Origin of the sequence: Dyadobacter tibetensis Y620-1 (assembly GCF_000566685.1) — a bacterium.
Lineage (GTDB): Bacteria > Bacteroidota > Bacteroidia > Cytophagales > Spirosomataceae > Dyadobacter > Dyadobacter tibetensis.
On record NZ_AZQN01000006.1, the window covers coordinates 147,825 to 171,408 of the forward strand.

At 43.3% G+C, this 23,584-nt stretch carries 34 protein-coding genes; 32 read left to right on the plus strand and 2 right to left on the minus strand.

Going from position 1 to position 23,584, the window contains the following annotated elements; genetic code table 11:
• The first annotated feature begins 10 nt into the window (after positions 1-10).
• From rpsC to X939_RS0116215, 26 genes are all read left to right on the plus strand, one after another.
• On the plus strand, positions 11-805 hold the full coding sequence (gene rpsC / locus X939_RS0116090; RefSeq protein ID WP_025764317.1) for a 30S ribosomal protein S3: 795 nt from the start codon (positions 11-13) through the stop codon (positions 803-805).
• A gap of 46 nt (positions 806-851) precedes the next feature.
• A complete protein-coding gene (gene rplP / locus X939_RS0116095) occupies positions 852-1,277 on the plus strand; it encodes a 50S ribosomal protein L16 (RefSeq protein WP_025764318.1) in 426 nt (141 codons plus the stop codon).
• Between the two features lie 41 nt (positions 1,278-1,318).
• Positions 1,319-1,513: a 50S ribosomal protein L29 gene (rpmC, locus tag X939_RS0116100; protein WP_025764319.1), complete on the plus strand. Its 195-nt coding sequence runs from the start codon at positions 1,319-1,321 to the stop codon at positions 1,511-1,513.
• Positions 1,514-1,528: 15 nt separating this feature from the next.
• The gene (rpsQ, locus tag X939_RS0116105) at positions 1,529-1,792 is read left to right on the plus strand and encodes a 30S ribosomal protein S17 (RefSeq protein WP_025764320.1); all 264 of its coding nucleotides are present in this window, start codon (positions 1,529-1,531) and stop codon (positions 1,790-1,792) included.
• A gap of 2 nt (positions 1,793-1,794) precedes the next feature.
• The gene (gene rplN / locus X939_RS0116110; protein ID WP_015813798.1) at positions 1,795-2,163 is read left to right on the plus strand and encodes a 50S ribosomal protein L14; all 369 of its coding nucleotides are present in this window, start codon (positions 1,795-1,797) and stop codon (positions 2,161-2,163) included.
• Positions 2,164-2,214: 51 nt separating this feature from the next.
• A complete protein-coding gene (gene rplX / locus X939_RS0116115) occupies positions 2,215-2,556 on the plus strand; it encodes a 50S ribosomal protein L24 (RefSeq protein WP_025764323.1) in 342 nt (113 codons plus the stop codon).
• A gap of 64 nt (positions 2,557-2,620) precedes the next feature.
• Entirely contained in the window at positions 2,621-3,181 is a 561-nt protein-coding gene (gene rplE / locus X939_RS0116120; protein WP_025764324.1) for a 50S ribosomal protein L5, read from the plus strand.
• Between the two features lie 27 nt (positions 3,182-3,208).
• Positions 3,209-3,478 carry a 30S ribosomal protein S14 gene (gene rpsN, locus X939_RS0116125; RefSeq protein ID WP_025764325.1) on the plus strand — a complete coding sequence of 90 codons (270 nt, stop codon included), beginning with the start codon at positions 3,209-3,211 and terminating at the stop codon, positions 3,476-3,478.
• Positions 3,479-3,555: 77 nt separating this feature from the next.
• Positions 3,556-3,954, plus strand: a complete 399-nt coding sequence (rpsH, locus tag X939_RS0116130; RefSeq protein ID WP_025764326.1) for a 30S ribosomal protein S8 — start codon at positions 3,556-3,558, stop codon at positions 3,952-3,954.
• A 21-nt stretch (positions 3,955-3,975) separates the two neighbouring features.
• Positions 3,976-4,533: a 50S ribosomal protein L6 gene (gene rplF / locus X939_RS0116135; protein WP_025764327.1), complete on the plus strand. Its 558-nt coding sequence runs from the start codon at positions 3,976-3,978 to the stop codon at positions 4,531-4,533.
• 50 nt (positions 4,534-4,583) lie between these two features.
• Entirely contained in the window at positions 4,584-4,937 is a 354-nt protein-coding gene (gene rplR / locus X939_RS0116140; protein ID WP_025764328.1) for a 50S ribosomal protein L18, read from the plus strand.
• A 14-nt stretch (positions 4,938-4,951) separates the two neighbouring features.
• On the plus strand, positions 4,952-5,467 hold the full coding sequence (gene rpsE, locus X939_RS0116145; RefSeq protein ID WP_025764329.1) for a 30S ribosomal protein S5: 516 nt from the start codon (positions 4,952-4,954) through the stop codon (positions 5,465-5,467).
• A gap of 33 nt (positions 5,468-5,500) precedes the next feature.
• Complete coding sequence (gene rpmD, locus X939_RS0116150; RefSeq protein ID WP_025764330.1) at positions 5,501-5,680, plus strand: 50S ribosomal protein L30; 180 nt, start codon at positions 5,501-5,503, stop codon at positions 5,678-5,680.
• A 14-nt stretch (positions 5,681-5,694) separates the two neighbouring features.
• Positions 5,695-6,141 (plus strand): 50S ribosomal protein L15, encoded by a 447-nt coding sequence (gene rplO, locus X939_RS0116155; RefSeq protein ID WP_025764331.1) that lies wholly within the window; start codon positions 5,695-5,697, stop codon positions 6,139-6,141.
• 57 nt (positions 6,142-6,198) lie between these two features.
• Positions 6,199-7,512 (plus strand): preprotein translocase subunit SecY, encoded by a 1,314-nt coding sequence (secY, locus tag X939_RS0116160; RefSeq protein ID WP_025764332.1) that lies wholly within the window; start codon positions 6,199-6,201, stop codon positions 7,510-7,512.
• Positions 7,513-7,514: 2 nt separating this feature from the next.
• The gene (gene map / locus X939_RS0116165) at positions 7,515-8,315 is read left to right on the plus strand and encodes a type I methionyl aminopeptidase (protein ID WP_025764333.1); all 801 of its coding nucleotides are present in this window, start codon (positions 7,515-7,517) and stop codon (positions 8,313-8,315) included.
• An 8-nt stretch (positions 8,316-8,323) separates the two neighbouring features.
• A complete protein-coding gene (gene infA, locus X939_RS0116170) occupies positions 8,324-8,542 on the plus strand; it encodes a translation initiation factor IF-1 (RefSeq protein ID WP_025764334.1) in 219 nt (72 codons plus the stop codon).
• Positions 8,543-8,580: 38 nt separating this feature from the next.
• Positions 8,581-8,697, plus strand: coding sequence for a 50S ribosomal protein L36 (gene rpmJ, locus X939_RS23420; RefSeq protein WP_084299511.1), 117 nt, complete (start codon positions 8,581-8,583; stop codon positions 8,695-8,697).
• 5 nt (positions 8,698-8,702) lie between these two features.
• Positions 8,703-9,080, plus strand: a complete 378-nt coding sequence (rpsM, locus tag X939_RS0116175) for a 30S ribosomal protein S13 (RefSeq protein WP_025764335.1) — start codon at positions 8,703-8,705, stop codon at positions 9,078-9,080.
• A gap of 43 nt (positions 9,081-9,123) precedes the next feature.
• The gene (gene rpsK, locus X939_RS0116180) at positions 9,124-9,519 is read left to right on the plus strand and encodes a 30S ribosomal protein S11 (protein ID WP_025764337.1); all 396 of its coding nucleotides are present in this window, start codon (positions 9,124-9,126) and stop codon (positions 9,517-9,519) included.
• A 94-nt stretch (positions 9,520-9,613) separates the two neighbouring features.
• On the plus strand, positions 9,614-10,219 hold the full coding sequence (rpsD, locus tag X939_RS0116185; RefSeq protein ID WP_025764338.1) for a 30S ribosomal protein S4: 606 nt from the start codon (positions 9,614-9,616) through the stop codon (positions 10,217-10,219).
• A 128-nt stretch (positions 10,220-10,347) separates the two neighbouring features.
• A complete protein-coding gene (locus X939_RS0116190) occupies positions 10,348-11,337 on the plus strand; it encodes a DNA-directed RNA polymerase subunit alpha (protein ID WP_025764339.1) in 990 nt (329 codons plus the stop codon).
• Positions 11,338-11,412: 75 nt separating this feature from the next.
• Positions 11,413-12,159, plus strand: coding sequence for a 50S ribosomal protein L17 (gene rplQ / locus X939_RS0116195; protein ID WP_025764340.1), 747 nt, complete (start codon positions 11,413-11,415; stop codon positions 12,157-12,159).
• Positions 12,160-12,327: 168 nt separating this feature from the next.
• Positions 12,328-13,428 (plus strand): glutamine-hydrolyzing carbamoyl-phosphate synthase small subunit, encoded by a 1,101-nt coding sequence (gene carA, locus X939_RS0116200; RefSeq protein WP_025764342.1) that lies wholly within the window; start codon positions 12,328-12,330, stop codon positions 13,426-13,428.
• A 565-nt stretch (positions 13,429-13,993) separates the two neighbouring features.
• Entirely contained in the window at positions 13,994-14,590 is a 597-nt protein-coding gene (locus X939_RS0116210; RefSeq protein WP_131694794.1) for a Crp/Fnr family transcriptional regulator, read from the plus strand.
• 160 nt (positions 14,591-14,750) lie between these two features.
• Positions 14,751-15,005 (plus strand): hypothetical protein, encoded by a 255-nt coding sequence (locus X939_RS0116215; protein ID WP_131694793.1) that lies wholly within the window; start codon positions 14,751-14,753, stop codon positions 15,003-15,005.
• An 892-nt stretch (positions 15,006-15,897) separates the two neighbouring features.
• Here X939_RS0116215 and X939_RS0116225 read toward each other — a convergent pair.
• Positions 15,898-16,614 (minus strand): DUF6568 family protein, encoded by a 717-nt coding sequence (locus X939_RS0116225; RefSeq protein ID WP_025764347.1) that lies wholly within the window; start codon positions 16,612-16,614, stop codon positions 15,898-15,900.
• A 126-nt stretch (positions 16,615-16,740) separates the two neighbouring features.
• On the opposite strand from X939_RS0116225, the gene eno reads away from it, so the two are divergent.
• From eno to X939_RS0116260, 6 genes are all read left to right on the plus strand, one after another.
• Positions 16,741-18,012: a phosphopyruvate hydratase gene (gene eno / locus X939_RS0116230; protein WP_025764348.1), complete on the plus strand. Its 1,272-nt coding sequence runs from the start codon at positions 16,741-16,743 to the stop codon at positions 18,010-18,012.
• A 55-nt stretch (positions 18,013-18,067) separates the two neighbouring features.
• Positions 18,068-18,409 (plus strand): FtsB family cell division protein, encoded by a 342-nt coding sequence (locus X939_RS0116235; RefSeq protein ID WP_025764349.1) that lies wholly within the window; start codon positions 18,068-18,070, stop codon positions 18,407-18,409.
• 73 nt (positions 18,410-18,482) lie between these two features.
• Positions 18,483-18,971, plus strand: coding sequence for a low molecular weight protein-tyrosine-phosphatase (locus X939_RS0116240; protein WP_025764350.1), 489 nt, complete (start codon positions 18,483-18,485; stop codon positions 18,969-18,971).
• A gap of 64 nt (positions 18,972-19,035) precedes the next feature.
• Entirely contained in the window at positions 19,036-20,568 is a 1,533-nt protein-coding gene (gene gpmI / locus X939_RS0116245; protein ID WP_025764351.1) for a 2,3-bisphosphoglycerate-independent phosphoglycerate mutase, read from the plus strand.
• Between the two features lie 81 nt (positions 20,569-20,649).
• A complete protein-coding gene (locus tag X939_RS0116250; RefSeq protein WP_025764352.1) occupies positions 20,650-21,234 on the plus strand; it encodes a hypothetical protein in 585 nt (194 codons plus the stop codon).
• A 436-nt stretch (positions 21,235-21,670) separates the two neighbouring features.
• Positions 21,671-22,621, plus strand: coding sequence for a DUF8428 domain-containing protein (locus X939_RS0116260; protein WP_025764355.1), 951 nt, complete (start codon positions 21,671-21,673; stop codon positions 22,619-22,621).
• 60 nt (positions 22,622-22,681) lie between these two features.
• Here the strand turns inward: X939_RS0116260 and X939_RS0116265 are convergent, their stop codons facing one another.
• On the minus strand, positions 22,682-23,572 hold the full coding sequence (locus tag X939_RS0116265; RefSeq protein ID WP_025764356.1) for a PPK2 family polyphosphate kinase: 891 nt from the start codon (positions 23,570-23,572) through the stop codon (positions 22,682-22,684).
• Positions 23,573-23,584: the final 12 nt, after the last annotated feature.

Consider the following 23,584-nt stretch of genomic DNA (forward strand, 5'->3'; position numbering starts at 1 on the left):
TCTATTTCGAATGGGACAAAAGGTTAATCCTATAGGTCTGAGACTAGGAATTGTTAGAGGCTGGGATTCTAGCTGGTACGGAGGTAAAGACTTCTCTGACAAACTTGTTGAAGACGAAAAAATCCGTAACTACATCAAAGCGCGTATCCCAAAAGGATCGATTTCTAAAGTAGTTATTGAACGTACATTGAAGCGCATCACCCTTACGATCCACACGGCACGCCCGGGTATTGTAATCGGAAAAGGTGGTAGCGAAGTTGATAAAATCAAAGAAGAGCTAAAGAAGATTACAGGCAAAGATGTGCAGATTAACATCTACGAAATCAAACGTCCTGAAATCGATGCCAAATTGGTAGGTGAAGCGATTGCGCAGCAATTGCAGGCACGTATCTCTTACCGTCGTGCGATGAAGCAAGCGATTGCAGCAGCCATGCGGGTTGGAACACAAGGAATCAAGATCCGCCTGGGTGGTCGTTTGGGAGGTGCTGAAATGGCCCGTACCGAAGAATACAAAGAGGGTCGTATTCCTTTGCATACCCTGAGAGCCGATATCGACTATGCTATCTCAGAAGCCCAGACTATCTATGGAAAAATAGGTATCAAGGTTTGGATCTTCAAAGGAGAGCTTTACGGAAAGCGTGACCTTACGCCGAGCGCTGCTACTGCTGCTGCAGACAGAAGTGACCGTGCCGCTGGTGCTGACCGTGGTGGAAGAGGTGACCGTCGTGGTGGTCGTGGAAATGACCGTGGCGAAGGTGGTGGCGATGCAGACCGTCGCAAAAGAGCAAAAAATAAGAAGAAGTAATCAGACATTTCCCGGTTTTATAAATCGGTTCAAATAGATTAGAATCATGTTACAGCCGAAAAGAACAAAATTTCGCAAGCAACAAAAGGGGAAGGGTTCTCATAACGGTCTGGCAACTCGGGGACATCAGATAGCATTTGGTTCATTCGCCATCAAGTCCCTTGAGCCAGGATGGTTGACAGCCCGCCAGATTGAAGCCGCTCGTATCTCCGTAACACGTGCTATGAAGCGTGAAGGCCAGGTATGGATCAGAGTATTCCCTGATAAGCCTATTACCAAGAAGCCAGCCGAGGTACGTATGGGTAAGGGTAAGGGTGCACCTGAGTATTGGGTAGCTCCAGTGAAGCCCGGAACGATCATTTTCGAAGCCGGTGGCGTTGCCCTGGATACCGCTAATGAAGCATTGCGTTTGGCAGCTCAGAAATTGCCAGTAAAGACCAAGTTTGTGGTGCGTCGGGATTACCAAGAATAGACTAACTCCGAACGATTTTAAACCGCTAATTATTAACAGCAATGACTAGTAAAGAAATAAAAGAACTGTCACAGGATCAGCTTAAAGAGCAGATTGCACAGGAAAGAGAGCGCTTATTGCGATTGAAATTTGCTCATGCTATTTCTCCAATCGAGAACCCTATGCGTATTCGCGCCTCACGTAAGGAAATTGCAAAACTCTTAACCGAACTGTCGGCTAAAAGTATCCAACAGTAAATCAGTTTAGACATTATGGAGGCATCAGAAAGAAAATTACGTAAAGAGAGAGTTGGCAAAGTAGTGAGCAACAAGATGGATAAGTCCTGTGTGATCACTGTCGAGCGTCGCGTTAAGCATGCAAAATACGGTAAGTTTATGACCCGTACCACCAAGTTAATGGTGCATGACGAAACCAACCAAGTAGGAATCGGTGATACGATTTCAGTAATGGAAACACGTCCGCTTAGTAAGAACAAGCGTTGGAGATTAGTAGAAATCCTTGAAAGAGCTAAGTAATCATGGTACAGCAAGAATCAAGACTGTCGGTAGCAGATAACAGTGGAGCCAAAGAAGTACTCGTGATCCGGGTACTTGGCGGAACTGGCAAACGCTATGCTTCAGTAGGCGACAAAATTGTCGTTACAGTAAAATCGGCTCTGTCTTCGAGCAATATGAAAAAAGGAACGGTTTCTAAGGCCGTAGTGGTACGTACCAAGAAAGAAGTACGCCGCAAAGATGGAACCTACATTCGTTTTGAGGATAATGCTGCTGTTTTATTGAACAACAACGATGAGCCAAGAGGCTCTCGGATCTTCGGGCCGGTAGCCCGTGAATTGCGCGAAAAGCAATTTATGAAGATCGTGTCTCTGGCTCCAGAGGTGTTGTAAGAAATCAATAACTAAAGTGTTTCTTTAAACCGTTTTAAGAGAATATCTCAGATGGAAAGTAAAAATAAAAAAGCACCGGCAAAGCTTCATATCCGTAAAGGAGACACCGTTAAGGTGATTTCTGGAAACGCTAAAGGGGAAACCGGTGTAATCAAAAGGGTCTTGATTGACAAGTCTCGTGCTACCGTAGAAGGTGTGAATATGATCACCAAACACGTGAAGCCCAATGCACAAAATCCTCAGGGAAGCATTGAGAAAATCGAGGGTACTATTCATATCAGTAACCTTAAGGTCGTAGATCCTAAGACAGGTGAAGCCACCAGAACCGGACGTAAAGCTAACGATAAAGGGAAGCTTCAACGTTTTGCAAAGAAATCAGGGAATTTCATCTAATTCCCCCCGGTTTTATTATTAATCATTGTGGGTCGGTAATCTACAATCAACTATTACAGTAAAAATGGCAAAGCCAAGATTAAAAGAAAAGTACGAAGGCGAAATCGTAGGCCAACTGAAAGAGAAATTTCAGTTCAAGTCGATTATGCAGGTTCCTCGCCTTCAGAAGATCGTGATTAACAAGGGTATCGGAGCTGCCGTAGCAGACAAGAAGCTTGTCGATACAGGTGTAGAAGAATTAGGACTGATCACCGGTCAAAAAGCAATTGCTACGATCTCCAAGAAAGCGGTTTCTAACTTTAAGTTGAGAGAGAACATGCCTATCGGTGCGAAGGTTACCCTTCGTGGTGATAATATGTATGAATTTCTTGATCGTCTTACTGCGATTGCGATGCCTCGTGTACGTGACTTTAAAGGAATTAGCGACAAAGGATTTGATGGACGTGGAAACTATACATTTGGCGTAAAAGAGCAAATTATATTCCCTGAAATCAGTATTGAAAAGGTGAATAAAATCACGGGGATGGATATCACTTTCGTAACTTCAACCGATTCGGATGAAGAAGGTTACGAATTGTTGAAGGCCCTAGGGATGCCTTTCATTAATGCGAATAAACAAGGATAATTCTTAAGATATAAGATATATACCGAAATGGCAAAAGAATCAGTAAAAGCACGGGATAGAAAAAAACAAGCACTCGTTGCAAGGTATGCTGAAAAGCGTAAGCAATTGAAAGAAGCTGGTGACTGGGTAGGTTTGGATAAACTGCCCCGCAATTCTTCTCCCGTAAGACTGCACAACCGTTGTAAAATCACGGGTAGACCACGGGGATACATGAGAAAGTTCGGAATATCACGGGTTTTGTTTAGGGAAATGGCTTCTGATGGCAAGATCCCTGGTGTGACAAAATCTAGTTGGTAAGAATATTTTCAATTCTGATTTCAATTACTTAACTTTGCACTCCCTTTTCAGGGGGAGAGTTTAAACTAAGAATAAAGATGTTAACGGATCCCATAGCAGATTATCTAACCAGACTCAGAAACGCGATCAAAGCGAAGCATCGGGTTGTAGAGATACCTGCGTCCAACATAAAGAAAGAAATGACGAAGGTACTCTTCGATAAAGGGTACATTCAGAGTTATAAATTTGATGAAACCGGTCCTCAGGGTACAATTAAAATAGCCTTGAAGTATAATCCTGTTACCAAACAATCTGCCATTGTAAAATTGCAGCGCGTTAGTAAGCCAGGTCTTCGGAAGTATGCGGGTTCATCTACGCTCCCACGAGTATTGGGAGGCCTTGGTACGGCGATCATCTCCACTTCGAAAGGGGTGATGACCGACAAAGAAGCCAAGACCTTGAATGTAGGTGGTGAAGTGTTATGTTTCGTGTATTAATATTTTAAAGTATTCCAGGAAATGTCACGCATAGGAAATAAAGTAATAATTTTACCGGCTGGTGTATCTGCAAATGTTGCAGCTGACAATGTAGTATCGGTAAAAGGCCCTAAGGGCACGCTGACGCAGGCGGTGGACTCAGACATGATTGTGGAAGTAGAAGGCACTGAACTTACAGTGAAGCGCCCTACTGAGCAAAAGCGTCATAAAGCACTCCATGGCCTGTATCGTTCTCTAATCAACAATATGGTGATTGGAGTTGATCAGGGATATAAAAAGGAATTGGAGCTTGTAGGGGTAGGTTACAAAGCTACTTCAGCCAATAATGTGCTGGAGTTGCAGTTGGGTTACTCTCATAATATCTTCATGGCCATTCCAGTAGAAATCAAGGTTACTACAACAATGGATAAAGGTCAGAATCCTAAGGTTATTCTCGAAGGAATTGATAAAGAATTGATCGGTTCTGTAGCTGCTAAGATAAAGTCTCTGCGTAAGGTGGAACCCTACAAAGGAAAAGGTATTCGCTTTGTTGGTGAAGTGGTTCGTAGAAAAGCTGGTAAGTCAGCCGCTAAGAAATAGTGCGTAGCCACGGAATTTAGTTTAATAACAAAGATTAGAAAAAGTAAAAAATGGCTACGACAAAATTAGATAGAAGACAGCGCCTTAAACTTCACATTCGCAAGCGTGTGAAGGGAAGCGCGGAACGTCCCAGATTATCGGTGTTTCGTTCTAATACAGCAATCTATGCACAAGTAATTGACGATGTGAGAGGGGTAACCCTAGCGAGTGCATCTTCACACGACCTTGGAGAAAAGAGAACCAGCACCAACCTTGGTGTTGCTCTTGAGGTAGGTAAGAAGATTGCCCTTAAGGCTCAGGAAGCAGGTATCTCCGCGGTGGTTTTCGACCGTAACGGATATTTGTACCATGGTAAAGTAAAAGCATTGGCCGAAGGAGCTCGCGAGGGTGGCCTGAAATTCTAAGAATAACCAATTCTATGTCTACAAATACAAGACCTTCAAAGGTTAACGAATCAGATCTGAAAGAGCGCGTTGTAGCGATCAATCGGGTTGCAAAAGTGGTAAAAGGTGGTCGTCGTTTTAGCTTTTCTGCCATTGTGGTAGTGGGTGACGGCCAGGGTGTAGTAGGTTATGGCCTAGGAAAAGCCAATGAGGTTACTGACGCCATCGCCAAGGGTATCGACGACGCTAAGAAAAACCTGATCCAGATCCCTATGCTGAAGAACACTGTTCCTCATGCTATGGAAGGAAAATACAGTGGTGGATTTGTACTGATTAAGCCAGCTGCTCCTGGTACAGGTGTACTTGCCGGTGGCCCGATGAGAGCCGTTTTGGAAAGTGCGGGTATCAAAGATGTATTGGCTAAGTCGAAGGGTTCTTCGAACCCCCACAATGTAATAAAGGCTACCATTGATGCGCTTCTTAAAATGAGAGCTCCGCATCAAGTTGCTTTTCAGCGTGGTGTTAAACTGGATAAAGTGTTTAATGGTTAATCCGTCTCGGATAACCTATATCTGAAAGTAACTATGTCAAAAGTACGTATTACCCAAGTTAAAAGTGCGATCGATCGCCCAGAAAGACAAAAACTTACCATTAAGGCCCTTGGTCTTGGTAAACTGAACAGATCGGTTGAAAAAGAAAATAGCGACGCCATTGCGGGCATGATCCGTAAGGTTAGCCATTTGGTTAAAGTGGAAGCAATTTAATAGATACTAATAGTATGAATCTTAGTTCTTTAAAACCTGCTGCGGGATCTGTAAAAGTCGGAAAACGTGTAGGTCGTGGTCAGGGATCCGGAAAAGGAGGAACTGCTGCCCGCGGTCATAATGGAGCTCAGTCCCGCTCTGGTTATAGCCGTAAACTGGGCTTTGAAGGTGGCCAGATGCCCCTTCAGAGACGTTTGCCCAAGTTTGGTTTCAATAACATCAACCGGGTTGAGTATAAGGCTTTGAACCTGGATGCTATCCAGGCACTAGCCGACAAGGTAAATGCTAACGTCATTACCGTGGACATGATCCGCGAGAATGGATTGGCAGCCAAAAAAGACCTTGTCAAAATTCTTGGTCGTGGTGAAATATCCGCTTCTATCGAGGTTCAAGCGCATGGCTTTTCTGCTACTGCTATTGAAGCGATTGAAAAAGCAGGAGGTAAAGCGGTTAAACTATAACGAATTCGAACAGGCCAACTTCGGTTGGCTCTCGAAAGGCAAATGTAAGCCCAGAACATGAAAAGATTTTTTGAAACCATACAACATATATTTTCAATAGAGGAGTTGAGAACTCGTATTCTCAACACTCTGTTGTTTATAACAATCTTCAGATTAGGGTCTTATGTAGCGTTGCCTGGTGTTGAACCCGATCAATTAAACGTATCGACCCAAGGTTTACTGGGTTTGTTAGATACTTTTCTGGGTGGAGCCTTTAGCAAGGCCTCCATTTTTGCGTTGGGTATTATGCCCTATATCTCTGCTTCCATTGCCATTCAGCTGTTGACTATGGCCCTGCCATACTTCCAGAAAATGCAGAAGGAAGGGGAGTCGGGACGTAAAAAACTCAATCAGATTACCAGGGTATTGACCATCATCGTTACCCTGGTACAGGGAACAGCCTACCTGAATACTACCGTGCCCGACGAGGCCCTGTTAGTATCCAGAAGTTTGTTCTCGATTTCCTCGGTATTCATCCTGACAGCCGGTACCATGTTCTGCATGTGGCTTGGGGAGCGGATCACCGATAAAGGAATCGGAAATGGTATCTCGATGTTGATTATGATTGGAATCGTTTCACGTTTCCCCGGGGCGATTTACAAAGAAGTCGTTTCTAGAGGTAGTGGGCAAATCTTGCTGACAGTTCTGGAAATGGTAGCGCTGTATTTCGTGATTATGGGGGCGGTGATGCTTACGCAGGCAGTACGTCGGATTCCAATCCAGTATGCCAAACAAGTGGTAGGCAACCGGGTAATGGGTGGCCAACGCCAGTATCTGCCGCTTAAGCTGAATGCAGCGGGTGTTATGCCCATCATATTTGCACAGGCCTTGATGTTTATCCCTTCATTGGGAGCCTCGTACTTCGCCGATAAAAGCGATTTTGCGAGTAACGTTGCGACGATATTTGCCAACTATACCACCTGGCAATACAACTTGTTATTTGCGGTATTAATTATCGTATTTACATTTTTCTACACGGCCATTTCAGTCAATCCGCAACAGATCGCAGATGATATGAAACGTGGTGGTGGTTTTATACCCGGTATCAAACCTGGACAGCAGACCTCGGAATATATCAGCTCTATCTTAGATCGGATAACTTTCCCAGGCTCTATTATGCTGGCTTTGGTGGCCATCTTGCCGGCTTTTGCAAGTCTGTTGGGTGTGAACAGTGAGTTTGCACAATTCTTTGGAGGTACCTCTCTACTCATCATGGTAGGGGTGGTATTGGACACCTTACAGCAAATTGAAAGCTATCTGTTGATGCGCCGCTACGAAGGCCTGATGAAGTCAGGTCGGGTTACAGGGAGAGCCGAAAGTCTAGCAATTTAATAATGATATACCTCAAAACAGAAGAGGAGATTGACCTGATAAAGCTGAGTGCTCAGGTATTGGGAAAGGCACATGCCGAAGTAGCTAGCTGGGTTAAGCCAGGTGTTACAACCCAAAAACTGGATAGCATTGCCGAGTCGTTTATCCGGGATAATGGTGGAATACCTTCCTTTAAAGGTTTCAACGGTTTCCCAGCCTCACTTTGTATCTCCGCCAATGAGGTGGTAGTTCATGGGTTCCCCAGTAGCTATGAGTTAAGAGACGGAGATATATTGTCTGTAGATTGTGGCGTTAAACTGAATGGTTTTCATAGCGACAGTGCATATACCTACCCGGTAGGTGAAGTGAGCCAGGAAGTAAAAGATCTGTTGGTAGCTACTAAAATGTCCCTTTACAAGGGAATCGCAGAGGCTAGCGATGGAATGCGAATGGGTGATGTTGGTTTTGCTATTCAGAATTTCGTTGAACAAAGAGGTTATAGTGTGGTCAGGGAACTGGTAGGCCACGGAATAGGAAGAAGCTTACACGAAGCCCCTGAAGTGCCCAATTATGGGAAGCGGGGCAAGGGCATCAAACTCAAAGAAGGGATGGTACTGGCCATAGAGCCTATGATCAACCTGGGAACCAAAGGAGTGGTGCAGGAGCGGGACGGGTGGACTATTCGTACTGGCGATCGTAAACCTTCGGCTCATTTCGAACATACCGTGGTCGTGCGTAAAGGCAAGGCCGAGATCCTGACAACATTTGACTACATAGAACAAGTAACGGCCAATACCAGCCTAATGGTTGCAGTGGAGCAATAAATTTACGAATGGCAAAACAAGCATCAATCGAACAAGACGGAGTAATAATCGAAGCTCTGTCAAATGCAATGTTTCGTGTGGAATTAGAAAATAAGCACGAAGTAATCGCACACATATCAGGTAAAATGAGGATGCACTACATCAAAATCTTACCCGGTGACAGAGTAAAGTTGGAAATGTCGCCTTACGACTTATCGAAAGCAAGAATCGTTTATCGATATAAATAGGGCTTTAGTTTAGTGAACAACACATAAGGTCAATAAAGATGAAAGTTAAAGCATCAGTTAAAAAGCGCAGTGTAGACTGCAAGGTAATTCGCCGAAAGGGAAAGATTTATGTGATAAACAAAAAGAATCCTCGGTATAAACAAAGACAAGGTTAAAAATTATGGCACGTATTTCTGGAGTTGATATTCCCGACCGCAAAAGGGGTGAGATCTCGCTAACTTATATTTTTGGTATTGGCCGTAGTTCGGCCAAGAAAATCCTGGACAAAGCTGGCGTTGACGTTAATAAGAAAGTGATTGATTGGTCAGACGATGAGTCTGGTGCAGTTCGCTCGGTAATCGCAGGTGAATTTAAGGTAGAAGGTGCACTTAAGTCGGAGGTACAGCTTAGCATTAAGCGCCTGATGGACATTGCATGTTATCGTGGTCTTCGTCATCGTAAGGGATTGCCATTGCGTGGTCAGCGGACTAAGAACAACTCACGTACTCGTAAGGGTAAGCGCAAAACAATCGCGAACAAGAAAAAGGCTACTAAATAAACAATGAGCGGTGTCGTAATGGCACACCTTATTTTCAAAAGCAATGGCACAAAATAAAAGAAAAGACAAAGCTAAGAAAAGAGTTGTTGTAGTAGAGCCGGTGGGACAAGTTCACATCAGGGCTTCTTTTAACAACATCATCATTTCTATTACTAACTTGAACGGACAGGTAATTTCCTGGGGTTCTGCTGGTAAAATGGGTTTCCGCGGTTCTAAGAAGAACACCCCTTACGCAGCGCAAACTGCAGCCTCCAGCGCTGCACAGGTCGCTTTCGACCTTGGAATGCGTAAGGCTGAAGTGTTCGTAAAAGGACCAGGATCAGGACGTGAGTCTGCTATCCGTACCATTCAGAATTCCGGAATCGAAGTTACTGTGATTCGCGATATTACTCCACTTCCGCACAACGGATGTCGTCCTCCAAAACGTCGTAGAGTATAAGTACCCTATTGCCCTCGGGCAATACCCATTCGTAATTTGGACACTGGGGTTACAGAATGGTAAATTTTTTAAAATTAGTTAACAAAAGTTTTTAATGGCACGTTACACAGGTCCCAAAACCAAGATTGCAAGACGTTACGGAGAACCCATCATGGGTCCCAGCAAGGCGCTTGCAAAGAAGAATTATCCTCCCGGCGTTCACGGAAAAGGTCGCAGACCTAAGAAGTCGGAATATGCTTTACAGTTGATGGAAAAGCAAAAGGTTAAATTTATTTACGGTATTCTTGAAAGACAATTCCGTAATCTATTCGAAAAAGCTTCTGTAAAAGAGGGTATCACTGGTGAAAACCTACTCAGATATTGCGAAGCTCGTCTGGATAATACTGTTTACCGTTTGGGTATAGCGCCAACCCGTCGTGCTGCACGTCAGTTGGTATCGCATAAGCACATTTTGGTAGATGGAGAGATCGTTAATATCCCTTCTTACTCCCTACGTCCTGGTCAGGTAGTGACCGTTCGTGAGAAATCAAAGTCCTTGGAAGCCATTTCAGATAGCCTATCTGGACATAGCGCAAGAGGCTTCAACTGGTTGGAGTGGGATGGTTCGCAATTGAGTGGTAAGTTTGTAACGTTCCCAGAACGTGACCAAATACCGGAGAACATCAACGAACAATTGATCGTTGAATTGTACTCTAAATAACAATCTTCATTACATTAGCACGTTACTGTTCGGTAACGTGCTATTGGCCGGTAACGGTTATTTTGCGATCGCAAAGGTAACGGTAGCGTGATCAACTATCATTTACTACTATAAAAGGAGCAAAGACTATGTCAATATTAGCTTTCCAAATGCCTGATAAGGTCGTCATGGAAAAAGCAGACGACTTTCATGGGTTGTTTGAGTTTAAGCCTTTAGAGAAAGGATACGGCGTAACGATAGGAAATGCGTTGCGTAGAATACTACTTTCATCTTTAGAAGGCTATGCCATAACGAGTGTGAAGTTCCCTGGTGTGCTTCACGAGTTTTCTTCAATTGAAGGTATTGTAGAGGATGTTACGGAAATCATCCTGAACCTCAAGCAGGTTCGTTTTAAAAAAGTTTCAGATTTGAACGAAAGCCGTATCGTTGTTAACCTTAAAAATGTCTCTGTCATTACGGCTGGTGATATTGGTAAGTTTACCAACACTTACGAAGTGTTGAATCCTGATCTTGTAATTTGCCATATCGACGACAATAAGGAGTTCGAAATGGAACTGTTGTTGGACAAAGGTAGAGGCTATATTCCTGCGGATGAGCCTAGGGCGAATGAACTTCCCTTTGGTTATATTGCCGTAGATTCCATATATACTCCGATCAAAAATGTAAAATACAGTGTGGAAAACACACGTGTAGAACAGCGGACCGATTATGAGCGCCTATTGATCGATATCCAAACCGATGGTTCTATCCATCCCGAGGATGCCTTGAAGGGTGCCGCCAATATATTGATCCAACACTTTATGCTATTCTCAGATCAGACTATGACCTTTGAAAAGCAGAAAGCGGAAGAAGATAATCAAGTAGACGAAGAGATGTTGCGCATGCGGAAACTCCTTAAAACTTCCTTGTCGGAGTTGGATCTTTCTGTTCGTGCTTACAACTGTCTGAAATCTGCCGATGTTAAATCATTAGGAGATTTGGTACGACTTGAAATTTCGGACATGATGAAGTTCCGTAATTTTGGTAAAAAGTCGCTTACCGAGTTGGAGCAACTTGTTGCTGATAAACAACTCACATTTGGAATGGACGTCGCCAAATATCGGTTAGACGAAGAGTAAAATAGTAATTCCATAATCAGTATGTATTCTGAAGCGCGTAGGTACGCTGCTCGAAGCAACTAAACAATAAACAAAATGAGACACGGTAAGAAACATAATCACTTAGGAAGAACGGCATCTCACCGCAAGGCGATGTTATCAAACATGGCTTCTTCGCTGATTATCCACAAAAGAATTGAAACTACTTTGGCAAAAGCCAAAGAACTAAGAGGTTATGTAGAGCCTTTGCTTACAAAAGCCAAGGATGATACCACCCACAACAGAAGGGTTGTATTCTCTTACTTGAACGATAAAGAGTCGGTAAAAGAACTTTTTGGTAACGTTTCTGACAAAATCGCCAACCGTCCCGGTGGTTATACCCGCATCATTAAACTAGGCAACCGTCTGGGTGATGCTGCTGAAGTAGCCTTGATCGAATTGGTCGACTTCAACGATGCACTTCTTCTTGCGAACGCTGACAAACCTGCCAAAACACGTCGTAGCCGCCGTGGTGGTAAGAAGTCGGAAGATACTGCCGCTGCTGCTCCTGCTGCTAGCGAAGTAGTCGCCGAAGGTGATGACTTGAAGAAAATCGAAGGGGTTGGTCCAAAGATCGCCGATATTCTAGCGGAAGGTGGCATCGCTACTTACGCTCAGTTGGCAGCAGCCACTCCCGAAGCGATTCAGGAATTGCTTGAAAAAGCAGGTCCTCAGTTCAATACCCATAGTCCTGCTACCTGGCCTGCTCAGGCTCAGCTTGCGGCCGATGGTAAATGGGATGAGTTGAAAAAGTTGCAAGATGAACTTGATGGTGGACGTGAAACGGATGCTGCAAGTGAATAATATATATTGCAAAATGAAAATTTAGTAGTATTAAGGGGTTAGACGTTGTCGTTTAACCCCTTTTTATGGCTAATTTTTTAATTTTGCCACTGGAATTAAACCGAAATGGCCGAAGGATGGTTATGATATCGGCACAAATTAACCAATAGTATAAATATAGAATCAAATATGGGTCACAAGAAAGAGGCATTGCTTTTGTTGGAAGATGGAACGGCTTACAGAGGGTTAGCGCTGGGGATTGACGGCACCACCGGAGGTGAGCTTTGCTTCAATACCGGCATGACCGGCTACCAGGAGATCTATACCGATCCGTCGTACTACGGTCAGATTATCGTCAATACCAACTCTCATATCGGTAATTATGGGGTGCAGCTGGAAGACGAGGAAGAGTCGGGGTCGGTAAAAATCAAAGGGATGGTATGTAATACTTTCTCACAGGTTTACTCCCGTGATACGGCAGATTTTTCCCTTCAAGAGTATTTTGAAAGGGCTAAAATTGTAGGAATAAGCAATGTCGATACCCGGCATATTGTGCGTCATGTTCGTCAAAAAGGAGTGATGAATGCAATCATTTCCTCTGAAATTCTTGACGAGGCAGCCCTAATGGAAGAATTGAAAAAGGTCCCTTCCATGGAAGGATTAGAGCTATCCTCCGAAGTGACAACCTCTGAGCCTTATTTTATGGGCAATGAAGGTAACAGCCGCTATCGGATTGCTGTTATGGATTATGGGATAAAGAAAAGCATTTTAAGTAACCTTACCCAACGCGGGTGTTATTGTAAGGTCTTCCCGGCCCGAACCTCTTTTGAAGAGGTGATGCAGTGGAACCCTGACGGTTTCTTTATCTCTAACGGTCCTGGGGATCCTGCATCGATGGGTTATGCAGTAGAAAATGTGACGAAAATGGTGGCGACCAAAAAGCCTGTCTTTGGTATTTGTCTGGGACATCAGCTACTAGCCCTTTCCAGCGGTATCAGCACTTATAAGATGCATCATGGTCATAGGGGGCTTAACCACCCTGTAAAGAACCTACAAACGGGCCTATGCGAGATCACCAGTCAGAATCATGGTTTTGCCGTGAATCCAGAGGAGATCAGCAGTCATCCCAATGTGGAGATCACGCATGTTAACCTGAACGATAAAACAATAGAAGGTATTCGCAGAAAGGACTATCCAGCCTTTTCGGTGCAATACCACCCCGAGGCCTCGCCCGGGCCGCACGACTCGCGCTATCTGTTCGATCAGTTTACAGCGCTTCTCAACGCTTAATACGATCTCGTCCCTGCCGGTTCCGGCAGGGATTTTTTTTTGAATTCCCGAAGGATATTTTTAGTATGGGATATAGTGTCTGCAATAGTCTTGTTTATTATCAGCTTTATTAAGAGTGATTATCCTGCTTACAGGCATTGTTTCGAAGCCCTGTATTATTTTTTATTGACATTGCTGTTGATGAGAATTAGGCTGTTTAGAAAAACGAAGCTATCCATGCCAGATATTCTTTTGACCTACCTCGTTATCGTTGTTTTGATTGTATATGGCAATTATGAAACCCTATTCAACGATATAGAAAACTACAATTTCCTCCCTGCCCTTGCCTTCACCATTGGGCTAATATATACCTGCATATTAAAAAAATCGCATCGAAAAGTCCTACGAGATTCAGGGTTGAGTTCTGAGCTTGTGATTTTTTGATTTTGATAATCGGTTTTTGAAGCATGAGGTCATTAGTTCATGAGAAATGGACATTTTAATAAAATATGCAGTTAATTTAAGTAGCTTTACATTAACTATTGAGGTCGAATTTTTTTATATTGGTATACCCAAAGTCTTAATAATGGAAAAATTTATAAATGGGCTCGCGGAATTTGTAGGAATGGCTCCCGAGCATTTTGAAGCCGCTATCCCATTTTTCACGAAAGTGAGAGTTCCCGCAAAGAAATTGTTACTAACGGCGGGGGATGTCGCTAGTTGTCTATGGTTTGTTGAAACGGGTGTACTTCGAGCCTATTACTTAGAGCAGGATTTGACATTGATCAAGGCGTTAGATGGTAACGCCCAGCCTGTTGAAATTACCACCTGGATCGTCCCTGCTTTTGGATTTTTGACCGATATTAGTAGCTTTTTGTATCAGAAACCTGGGCATTACCATATCGAAACTTTGGAACCCTCTACGCTATACCAATTATCTTTCCAGAACTATAAAGAATTAGCCGCATTATATCCTGAAATGGGGCACCTGACCCATGAAAGGACTTTTGAACTAATGGATATGCGTGTAAGGATGTGCGGATTACGTTCGGCGGCCGATCGGCTGGCATTTTTTGAAAATCAGTATCCTGGAATTACCGGCAGAATTTCCGTAAATATTCAAGCCTCTTACCTCAATATTACCGCAAGCACCTTAAGCAGAATCCGCAATCAGCGAAAGTGATTTTCTGACTTTTGTGGATTCCCTTTCTGACATAGGTCAGAAAGGGATTTGTAAATATTATTTAGGTTTGTAAAACAAAACTCCTGTTGACCTTACTGCTGATATTGCCGGATGGAGCGTTGGTAAGTCGGAGGTACTTACTAGATCTATTGGAGCTAATATGCATAATTTTACATCACTAAGAATGCTTTCTCAAATTGGTCTAGTAAGTTCACGCATAGGACATGTTGGAGGGGTCATTGCTGGAGTTCAGCTATGGGTTGGCTTGGCCGATAATACTAATGGCTGGACAAGTGATGATTACAAGAATGCCATACAATTTGGATTAGGAATAGCTTCTATCTTTGTCGGTCCTTGGTGGGCATTGGGTATGGGGACTTGTTCTTTAATTATTGCAATCAAGACACGCGTATAATAAAACAATATGACGTATATGATCAATTTATTATTAGACTTGAGAGATTTTGCATACATTCATTATTCAAGTCGATATGGAAAAGTATCTGCAAAGCAGAAGACCGGATATCCTTTACTTTTTTCTTGTTTGTTCTTATCTTATTATATAATCATACTTACTTTAATAACAAAAGTGATACGGTTTGATGAATTATATTACACACTTAAATCCGGCAACCCCTTATTGTATTATCTTGTAATTTCTGCTGTGATTTTGGGTCCATTGATTAGTAGTTGCTTCTGGGTCTTAAATAAACTTGAAAAAATTCAACCTCTTTATTATAAGTCAGCTTCTTTGAATTATTCAAGAAAGCAATGGAGAGGATGGACCACCTTAGTACTCGGATGGATCATTTTTTTCTTATATTTTTGGACTATTAGTAATTTGGGTGGAATTGCCGATTCGGGCCAAAAGTAAAATATCAATCCCCTAGAACGAACGGTAATGAGGAAGGTTAATGGTTATTAATATGAATTGGGTTGGCAAAATGACATAGATTACCATTGTAATGATCTAGAATTGGAAATAACGAGTGAAATATGAGATTCCTTATATTGCTATTATGATACTCATTAAAGAGTTGATTTTGTTATATACCAATTTGATTTTATGCCTTCTTGTATCACCCCTATATTTCAGCCAAGCGGCTTGTTAAACTTGGAGTCATCGAAAGCAAAGATCTATGGAAGTCTTTTATCCCATTTTAGAATACGAAGTACTTCGATTTGCTCTATACTCGGAACTGAAAACCCGGAATGGGATGCATAATCCAATCTATGAAGTATTCCACAAAAAAAGCGTACGGCGAGGAACAACCTCGCTGTACGCTTTTTTTGATAGGAATTGCGTATTATAACTGGGCGTCGAGCCAAGTCCGGAATTCTTTTTCTTCGATCAGCCCATTTTTGCGTTCTACCAACTTCCCTTTTTTATACATCAAAAAGGCCGGGATTTCGTCTATGCCCAGCTCCTTGGCCAGGGCCTTGTTTTCGTCGTAATTGATGGCTACTACCTTCGCTTTGCCAGCATATTCTTTTTCTAACTGGTGGATGATGGGAAGCATTTTAACGCAGGGCGCACACCAGGGGGCGTTAAAGTCGATCATCACGACAGGCTCCGACGCTACCATCTTCTGGAAGTCCTCGGTAGACATCCCTTTTCTTTCTCCTGCATTGGCAGGCTCGTCTACAGGATAATTGGCGGCGGTCCATTTCAAATAGCCGCCATCCATGTCATATACATTCTTAAAGCCATTTTCTGCTAATACTTTCGCCGCTCCAGCGCTTCGTGAGCCGGCCAGGCAGTACACAAAAACAGGCTTATCTTTGTCCAATGCCTTGATGTGTTCTTCAAAGTCATCACTTTTAAAATCAATATTCATCGCCTGTTTTAGGTGACCGTCTTTAAATTCATCTGGCGTGCGTACGTCTACCAATTGTGCATCGGGGGTATTGGCTAGTTCTGTCTGAAATTTCTCTGCAGTAAGCTGGTTCTCCGACTTGTCCTGAGACTGACAAGAGAAGGCGGCTAGGGTAAATAAGGTAAAAACAATGCGTAAAGCTTTCATGACTATAGTTTAATTAGATTGTTTTGTAAATTTACGCTAAAATTACGCAAGCTGTAATCCTAACGATTTTTTTGCGTTATTTTGTATCAATATTTTATCCATTTATAATCAAAACCCAAGCTGCAAATGAGTACGATTCAGTCAGTACATGCAAGACAAATTCTTGATTCAAGAGGCAATCCAACAGTAGAAGTAGATATACGTACCGAAAATGGTTACTTAGGACGTGCTGCTGTTCCTTCAGGAGCATCTACCGGTAAGCACGAAGCGGTAGAATTACGCGACGAAGACAAGCAAGTATATGTTGGTAAGGGGGTTTTAAAAGCGGTAGAAAATGTAAATGAAATTATCTATCCTGAACTAATTGGTCATTCTGTGTTCGATCAAAATCTGATCGACAAGATCATGTTGGAATTGGATGGTACACCAAATAAAAGCAAACTAGGAGCTAACTCTATTCTTGGGGTTTCTTTGGCAGTAGCCAAGGCGGCAGCTCAGGAAGCGGGTCTTCCTTTGTACCGCTATATTGGAGGTACAAACGCCAATACCCTTCCCGTTCCGATGATGAACATCCTGAATGGTGGTAGCCATGCCGACAACTCCATCGATTTCCAGGAGTTTATGATTATGCCTGTGAAAGCCGATACGTTCTCACAGTCACTACGCATGGGTGTGGAAGTTTTCCATACTTTGAAAACTGTATTGAAAAGCAAAGGATACTCTACCAACGTAGGAGATGAAGGCGGATTTGCTCCCAACATCAAATCCAACGAAGAGGCCATCGAAGTGGTCTTGACGGCCATCGAGAAAGCGGGTTATAAGCCAGGTGAAGATATCTTCATTGCTATGGATGCAGCCGTTTCTGAATTCTATGAGGATGGTATGTATCATTTCAAAAAATCGGATGGCCGTAAACTAACTTCTGCCGAAATGTCGGACTATTGGGCTCAGTGGGTGGCGAAGTATCCTATCATGTCTATCGAAGATGGGATGGACGAAGACGATTGGGATGGATGGAAGGCACTTACCGATGCAGTGGGCAGCAAGTGCCAGTTGGTAGGTGATGACTTGTTCGTTACCAACGTTAACCGTCTGACGCAGGGTATCGATTCTAATATCGCCAATGCGATTTTGATTAAAGTAAACCAGATCGGTTCTCTGACAGAAACGTATGATGCGGTAAACCTTGCTACGCGCAACAAATACAAGAGCATCATGTCGCACCGTTCAGGTGAAACAGAAGATTCTACTATTGCTGACTTGGCAGTAGCCATGAATACGGGTCAAATTAAAACCGGTTCGGCTTCCCGTTCCGACCGTATGGCCAAGTACAACCAGCTATTGCGTATCGAAGAGGAGCTAGGCGAGAATGCTTACTTCCCTGGATTGAAGTTCTAACCGACTCAATATATTCAAAACCGGGGCCCAAAGCCCCGGTTTTTCTTCATTGCCTATGTCCGACACCAAATCCAAAAGCTTTCCCTGGCCACGTATTCTGAAGAGTTTCTACCCGGCTACTTTCGTATTCTGGCTGGTGTGGATCATTTTCCTGGATAATAACAATATTTCGGTAGTGCTTTCCAACAAAATGAAAATGATGGATTTGGAGAAGGAGCGTGCTATTTTACAGGAAAAAGTAAAACAGGTAAAGAAGGAGCGTAACGAGGTTTTCGGTAATCCGGAAATGCTTGAAAAGTGGGCCCGGGAGAAATTTATGATGCGCAAGCCCAACGAAGATGTCTACGTGATCGTAGATGAAAACAACCAGCCTTGGGAAAGCAGTCAGAAGGAGTAATGATTTATCTGTCGCCGGCAGTGCCTCGGTCACTCTAGTTGCTGCAAGGCCTCATCTTTTAAGATCAAAAGCCTTGATACGTATACTTTTCGTTTGTTTAGGAAATATCTGCCGCTCTCCCATCACCGAGGGCGTTTTTAATGCCTTGGTACAGGAGAAAGGGCTTAAGGGGCAGTTTCATTGCGACTCGGCCGGAACCGGGGCCTATCATATTGGTTGTCTGCCCGACAGCCGCATGCGTGCCGTGGCCAAACGGCATGGTCTAGCCCTGATACACCGTGCTAGGCAGCTTCAGCAGAGCGACTTCCAGGATTTCGATTATATCCTGGCCATGGACGAAGCCAACTACCGGCATATTGCCCGGCAATGTTTTCAGCAAACAGGATCTATTATCTCCGAAAACAAGTTATTTTTATATCGACAGTTTGATCCGCAACGCGGAGAGTCGCAAAATGTGCCAGATCCCTACTATGAGGATGACGACGCCTTCGAGGAAGTCTATCAGATTGCCTACCGCTGTGCCGGTGGGTTTATGGAGTTTCTAAAAGAGCGGCATTTCTGAGAAGGGCTATAGCCGGATCGGAACCATGATCACTGATTACTATTCATTTTAAAATATTCTTATTGTGAGCAAGAAAGTTATTCTAATCATTATGGACGGTTGGGGAATTGCCAAAGCTGGCGAAGAGAGCCGTTCGGCCGTTTTAGCGGCCAATACCCCATTTTACGATAGCATTTTACAAACCTACCCCCATAGCAAATTGGCGGCGAGCGGCTTAGCCGTGGGCCTCCCCGACGGGCAGATGGGTAACTCCGAAGTGGGGCATACCAATCTGGGGGCAGGTAGAGTTGTATACCAGGACCTTGTTAAAATTAACCTGGCGGTTTCGGAAGGGACCCTAGGGCAGGAGAAGGTTTTGAAAGACGCCTTCGCATATGCTAAACTCAACAAAAAGAAGGTTCACTTTATCGGGCTGGTTTCCGATGGTGGAGTACATTCCCATATCGACCACCTGAAAGGACTTTGTAAATTTGCCGCTGAGGCTCAGGTTCCCGATGTGTATGTGCATGCCTTTACCGATGGCCGCGACTGTGATCCTAAAAGCGGCCTAGGCTTCTTACAAGAATTGCAAGCGTCTATGGCGACCACTACTGGAAAAATCGCCAGCATAACGGGTCGGTACTATGCCATGGACCGAGACAAACGGTGGGAGCGTGTAAAGTTAGCCTACGATGCCATGGTTCATGGCGAAGGGGAACGCGTGCAGCAGGACGACGTATTGGCGGCTGTTGAGGCATCCTATGAGGCAGGCGTAACCGACGAATTTATTAAGCCTATTATTGCAACCAATCCTGATGGTTCGCCACTTGCCGTTATAGAGGAAGACGATGTGGTACTCTGCTTCAACTTCCGTACCGACCGTGGACGGGAGATTACAGAAGTCCTTACCCAGCAGGATTTTCATGAGCAGAATATGCACAAGCTTAAGTTACATTATATTACCCTTACCAATTATGATGATAGCTTCAAAGGGGTAGAGGTAATCTTCGATAAGGATAACCTTAATAACACCCTTGGAGAAGTACTGGAAGGTGCTGGCAAAAAGCAGATCAGGATTGCCGAAACTGAGAAATATCCACATGTTACTTTTTTCTTTTCTGGAGGCCGGGAGAAACCCTTTGAAGGAGAGAGCCGTTTGCTATGCCCTTCTCCCAAAGTAGCTACCTACGATTTGCAGCCCGAAATGTCGGCTTACGAAATCCGTGATGCCATTGTTCCTGAATTGGTAAAGGAGGAGGTAGACTTCGTTTGCCTTAACTTTGCTAATCCCGATATGGTAGGTCATACAGGTGTGTTTGAGGCGGCCATCAAAGCTTGTGAAACAGTTGATAAATGTGTACAAGATGTGGTGACAACTGGGTTAGAGCATGGTTATTCGTCCATTATCATCGCCGATCATGGCAATTCTGACTATATGGCCAACGATGATGGATCGCCCAATACGGCCCATTCGTTAAACTTAGTGCCTTGTATATTGGTGGACAAAGATTACCGTCAACCGATCAATGACGGGAAGCTAGCAGATGTGGCTCCTACCATTTTGGCACTCATGGGCATTGTAAAACCAGAGGAGATGACAGGTTCCAGCCTATTATAGTACATTGTTGAATAAATATTGAATAGAGCGGGAAGACCTTTCTTCCTGCTCTATTATTAATTTTAAGGTATATCTATAGCCATGAAGCTCCATTTCTCTTCTTTATTAAAGAATAAAGCAATTTATTTCCCTTTGATTCTTCTTTTATTCTTATGCTCGAGCTGTGAAGACAGGGAAGAGCTTGCTGGTAGTGAAAAATATTATTACGATCTGGCAGGATGGTTGCAGAGCGAGATGGGGCATTTGAGTGCAACGAAGCCCCTCGTTAAGAAAATTACCATGCTTGCGGGCGAGACAGAAAACCTGGAAACCAATTCGGTAGATTGGTCCAAAGAGTTGGCGCTATTTATGAAGGCCGACCTTAACAAGCCTGCTTATAAAAACAGTTACACCACGGATCGCCCTGACTCTACTACCGTGGTATATACCTTAAAACCTACCGAGAACTTGACCCTGCAACAACTCACAGTACACTACGACGATTTAGGCCAGCTGCCAGTTCAAATTGACGGCAGCTTTGAGTCGGTTAACAAACTGTATGAATCTAAGCGTTCTTTTCGGCTGAATATTGCTGAGGGACACTTAACAGCCTATCATGTGCATGGCTACCAGAAATTGGTAATGATGGACAAACGCCCCTTCGATATTCAGGTAAGCATAAAATAATGGTCATGGCGTGACCAAATAGAATAATGCCGTATTAAGAATGTGCTTACCTTGTTATTGTAAGGTATACACTGTAAATCCGCTTTCAAACTGCTTCAAAATACCATAAATTGGGTAATGATTACCCAATTTTATAATTGTATTATTTTTATATTTCCATAAAAATGATGCTTCCCTGCGTATAGTCCTTTCTGGAAAAATAACTGCTTCTATTAGACTTCTTTCCCAATTTTTAGGCCTTCTAGACAGGGTATACCGGTCCATTCTCCTGCGAAATACCTAACTCTTAATTAGACTTGGAACAGTATTATTAGAATAAATACCGGTATCGGCTTTAGAAGCCTTTTCTTAGATAGCTCATCCTTGGGCACCTATTAGAAGATACCACCTACTTGCTAAAACTAAATCAAAAAGGACAATTTAAAATTTTATCGAAATGCAGCAGGAACAAAAAAGTAAAAATTCGACCGCCTGGGCTCTGGTTGTAATTCTGGGAATTGCGACGGCCATGTTTGGGTATTTGTTTACTACTCAAAAAAGCGAGTTGAACCAGCAGGAATCCTTGGTAATGGAGAAAGCGCAGGAACTGGCCGCTACTCGTACCAAACTGGACTCTATCTCTACAGTATTGGATAGTAAAATTCTAGAAATCGAACGTTTGGGTGGTGACGTTGCAGAACTTACCAAAGTAAAAGAACAGCTCGAGGCCGACAAGAAAGCCTTTAGTCGTAGCAATCGCGCAGATACAGGAAAATATCTTGCTAAAATTAAGGAGTACGAGAAATTTTTGGTAGAGAAAGATGAGGTAATCGCACAACTTAAGCTTGAAAATGAGCATCTTATGGCTACCAACGATTCGCTAGGTACCCATGTAGTGAGTCTTTCATCGGAGCGTGAGCGATTGGTAAAGCGGCAGTCGGAGTTAACGGATTCCGTGATGACATTTACTGCGGAAAACCGAGTTTTATCCGAAAAAGTAAGTCTGGCGGCTGCTTTAAAGGCACAAAATATGAAAGTGCTTACTGTAAAGTCTAATGGACGTGTGAAAGATAAAGATGCCTATCGCGCAAACCAGGTAGATAAAATTAAACTGACCTTTACCTTACCTGAGAATCCACTTACTGCGGAGGAACCTAAGGATATTTTCCTGAGAGTTTTAGATCCTGATGGAGCCGTTATTGCTGACGAGGCCACCGGTTCTGGTGAGTTTGAAGTGAATGGTATGGCATCTAAGTTTACTGCTAGAGAATCTATCGCGTATCAAAATAATAATCAGAAAGTAGAAATGTTATACGATAACACGGGTAAGTTTCGTCCAGGTAAGTATAATGTAGAACTTTATAGCGAAGGATATAAAATTGGAGCTAGCAATTTCGTAATCAAATAAGCTAAGATTAAGAAGATATATAAAGAGAGCGTTGGAGCTGATCCGACGCTCTCTTTGTGTTTAGGCCTTATTCTGATCCTCTATCACTTTGATAAAGCGCTGCAGTTCTTCAGCTCTTTCCTTACTGACGGCAGGATACTGCATCTTGAGCTGATGAAGCTCCTCGCAGATAATTTTGGCAACAGTCAGACGCATATTTTTTTTGTCGTCCGCAGGCACTACATACCAGGGGGCTTTCTCCGTGGCTGTTTCGTTAATGCAGGTTTCATAGGCTTCCATATATTCGTCCCATCTATCGCGTACCTGAATGTCCTGTTCTTCGAATTTCCAGTTCTTGCTGGGATCTTTAATGCGTTCAATGAGTCGCTCCCCCTGTTCTTTTTTGGAGACGTTCAGGAAAAATTTGACCACCCTAAAGCCATTATGATGCAAGTATTTCTCCATATTCCTAATATCCTTATAGCGTCTTTTGAAGAGTTTTTCCCGGTCTTCTAGAAGCTCTGGGGGCAGACGCTGGACATTATCAAGAATACTTTTTTCAATCTTGACTACCAAGACCTCCTCGTAGTAGCTTCTATTAAAAATTCCTATCGTTCCTCTTTGGGGAAGCACCATATTGGATCTCCAGAGAAAATCATGTTCTAATTCATTTTCTGATGGGCGTTTAAAATTATGGATAGCTACACCAGCAGGGTTCACACCAGAGATTACGTGCTTGATGGTCCCGTCCTTACCAGCAGCATCCATAGCCTGAAATACAAGCAGCAGACCATACCGATTGTGTGCATACATCATCGACTGCAAGTCATCCAGTTCATGGGCTGCGGCAGCCTGCATGATCTCATACTCCTGATCATTGTCGTATATGTCTTTAAATCGTGTTTCTGCCTTTTTTATATTAAAGGTATTCTTTCCTTCGTACCGGTATTCTTCTATTTTGAAATTAGACATAGCAAACTATAT

What these genes read in the sequence shown, in the direction of transcription:
- rpsH (WP_025764326.1), top strand. Translation starts at nt 3,556, where the DNA reads ATGTTAACGGATCCCATAGCAGATTATCTAACCAGACTCAGAAACGCG.
- rplR (WP_025764328.1), top strand. Translation starts at nt 4,584, where the DNA reads ATGGCTACGACAAAATTAGATAGAAGACAGCGCCTTAAACTTCACATT.
- rpsD (WP_025764338.1), top strand. Translation starts at nt 9,614, where the DNA reads ATGGCACGTTACACAGGTCCCAAAACCAAGATTGCAAGACGTTACGGA.
- rpsK (WP_025764337.1), top strand. Translation starts at nt 9,124, where the DNA reads ATGGCACAAAATAAAAGAAAAGACAAAGCTAAGAAAAGAGTTGTTGTA.
- rplN (WP_015813798.1), top strand. Translation starts at nt 1,795, where the DNA reads ATGGTACAGCAAGAATCAAGACTGTCGGTAGCAGATAACAGTGGAGCC.
- rpmC (WP_025764319.1), top strand. Translation starts at nt 1,319, where the DNA reads ATGACTAGTAAAGAAATAAAAGAACTGTCACAGGATCAGCTTAAAGAG.
- map (WP_025764333.1), top strand. Translation starts at nt 7,515, where the DNA reads ATGATATACCTCAAAACAGAAGAGGAGATTGACCTGATAAAGCTGAGT.
- rplF (WP_025764327.1), top strand. Translation starts at nt 3,976, where the DNA reads ATGTCACGCATAGGAAATAAAGTAATAATTTTACCGGCTGGTGTATCT.
- rplO (WP_025764331.1), top strand. Translation starts at nt 5,695, where the DNA reads ATGAATCTTAGTTCTTTAAAACCTGCTGCGGGATCTGTAAAAGTCGGA.
- X939_RS0116265 (WP_025764356.1), bottom strand. Translation starts at nt 23,572, where the DNA reads ATGTCTAATTTCAAAATAGAAGAATACCGGTACGAAGGAAAGAATACC.
- rpsE (WP_025764329.1), top strand. Translation starts at nt 4,952, where the DNA reads ATGTCTACAAATACAAGACCTTCAAAGGTTAACGAATCAGATCTGAAA.
- infA (WP_025764334.1), top strand. Translation starts at nt 8,324, where the DNA reads ATGGCAAAACAAGCATCAATCGAACAAGACGGAGTAATAATCGAAGCT.
- rpsQ (WP_025764320.1), top strand. Translation starts at nt 1,529, where the DNA reads ATGGAGGCATCAGAAAGAAAATTACGTAAAGAGAGAGTTGGCAAAGTA.
- secY (WP_025764332.1), top strand. Translation starts at nt 6,199, where the DNA reads ATGAAAAGATTTTTTGAAACCATACAACATATATTTTCAATAGAGGAG.
- X939_RS0116260 (WP_025764355.1), top strand. Translation starts at nt 21,671, where the DNA reads ATGCAGCAGGAACAAAAAAGTAAAAATTCGACCGCCTGGGCTCTGGTT.
- eno (WP_025764348.1), top strand. Translation starts at nt 16,741, where the DNA reads ATGAGTACGATTCAGTCAGTACATGCAAGACAAATTCTTGATTCAAGA.
- X939_RS0116225 (WP_025764347.1), bottom strand. Translation starts at nt 16,614, where the DNA reads ATGAAAGCTTTACGCATTGTTTTTACCTTATTTACCCTAGCCGCCTTC.
- rpsC (WP_025764317.1), top strand. Translation starts at nt 11, where the DNA reads ATGGGACAAAAGGTTAATCCTATAGGTCTGAGACTAGGAATTGTTAGA.
- X939_RS0116235 (WP_025764349.1), top strand. Translation starts at nt 18,068, where the DNA reads ATGTCCGACACCAAATCCAAAAGCTTTCCCTGGCCACGTATTCTGAAG.
- rpsM (WP_025764335.1), top strand. Translation starts at nt 8,703, where the DNA reads ATGGCACGTATTTCTGGAGTTGATATTCCCGACCGCAAAAGGGGTGAG.
- rplX (WP_025764323.1), top strand. Translation starts at nt 2,215, where the DNA reads ATGGAAAGTAAAAATAAAAAAGCACCGGCAAAGCTTCATATCCGTAAA.
- X939_RS0116250 (WP_025764352.1), top strand. Translation starts at nt 20,650, where the DNA reads ATGAAGCTCCATTTCTCTTCTTTATTAAAGAATAAAGCAATTTATTTC.
- carA (WP_025764342.1), top strand. Translation starts at nt 12,328, where the DNA reads ATGGGTCACAAGAAAGAGGCATTGCTTTTGTTGGAAGATGGAACGGCT.
- rpmD (WP_025764330.1), top strand. Translation starts at nt 5,501, where the DNA reads ATGTCAAAAGTACGTATTACCCAAGTTAAAAGTGCGATCGATCGCCCA.
- rplP (WP_025764318.1), top strand. Translation starts at nt 852, where the DNA reads ATGTTACAGCCGAAAAGAACAAAATTTCGCAAGCAACAAAAGGGGAAG.
- X939_RS0116210 (WP_131694794.1), top strand. Translation starts at nt 13,994, where the DNA reads ATGGAAAAATTTATAAATGGGCTCGCGGAATTTGTAGGAATGGCTCCC.
- rplE (WP_025764324.1), top strand. Translation starts at nt 2,621, where the DNA reads ATGGCAAAGCCAAGATTAAAAGAAAAGTACGAAGGCGAAATCGTAGGC.
- rpsN (WP_025764325.1), top strand. Translation starts at nt 3,209, where the DNA reads ATGGCAAAAGAATCAGTAAAAGCACGGGATAGAAAAAAACAAGCACTC.
- X939_RS0116215 (WP_131694793.1), top strand. Translation starts at nt 14,751, where the DNA reads ATGCATAATTTTACATCACTAAGAATGCTTTCTCAAATTGGTCTAGTA.
- rplQ (WP_025764340.1), top strand. Translation starts at nt 11,413, where the DNA reads ATGAGACACGGTAAGAAACATAATCACTTAGGAAGAACGGCATCTCAC.
- rpmJ (WP_084299511.1), top strand. Translation starts at nt 8,581, where the DNA reads ATGAAAGTTAAAGCATCAGTTAAAAAGCGCAGTGTAGACTGCAAGGTA.
- X939_RS0116190 (WP_025764339.1), top strand. Translation starts at nt 10,348, where the DNA reads ATGTCAATATTAGCTTTCCAAATGCCTGATAAGGTCGTCATGGAAAAA.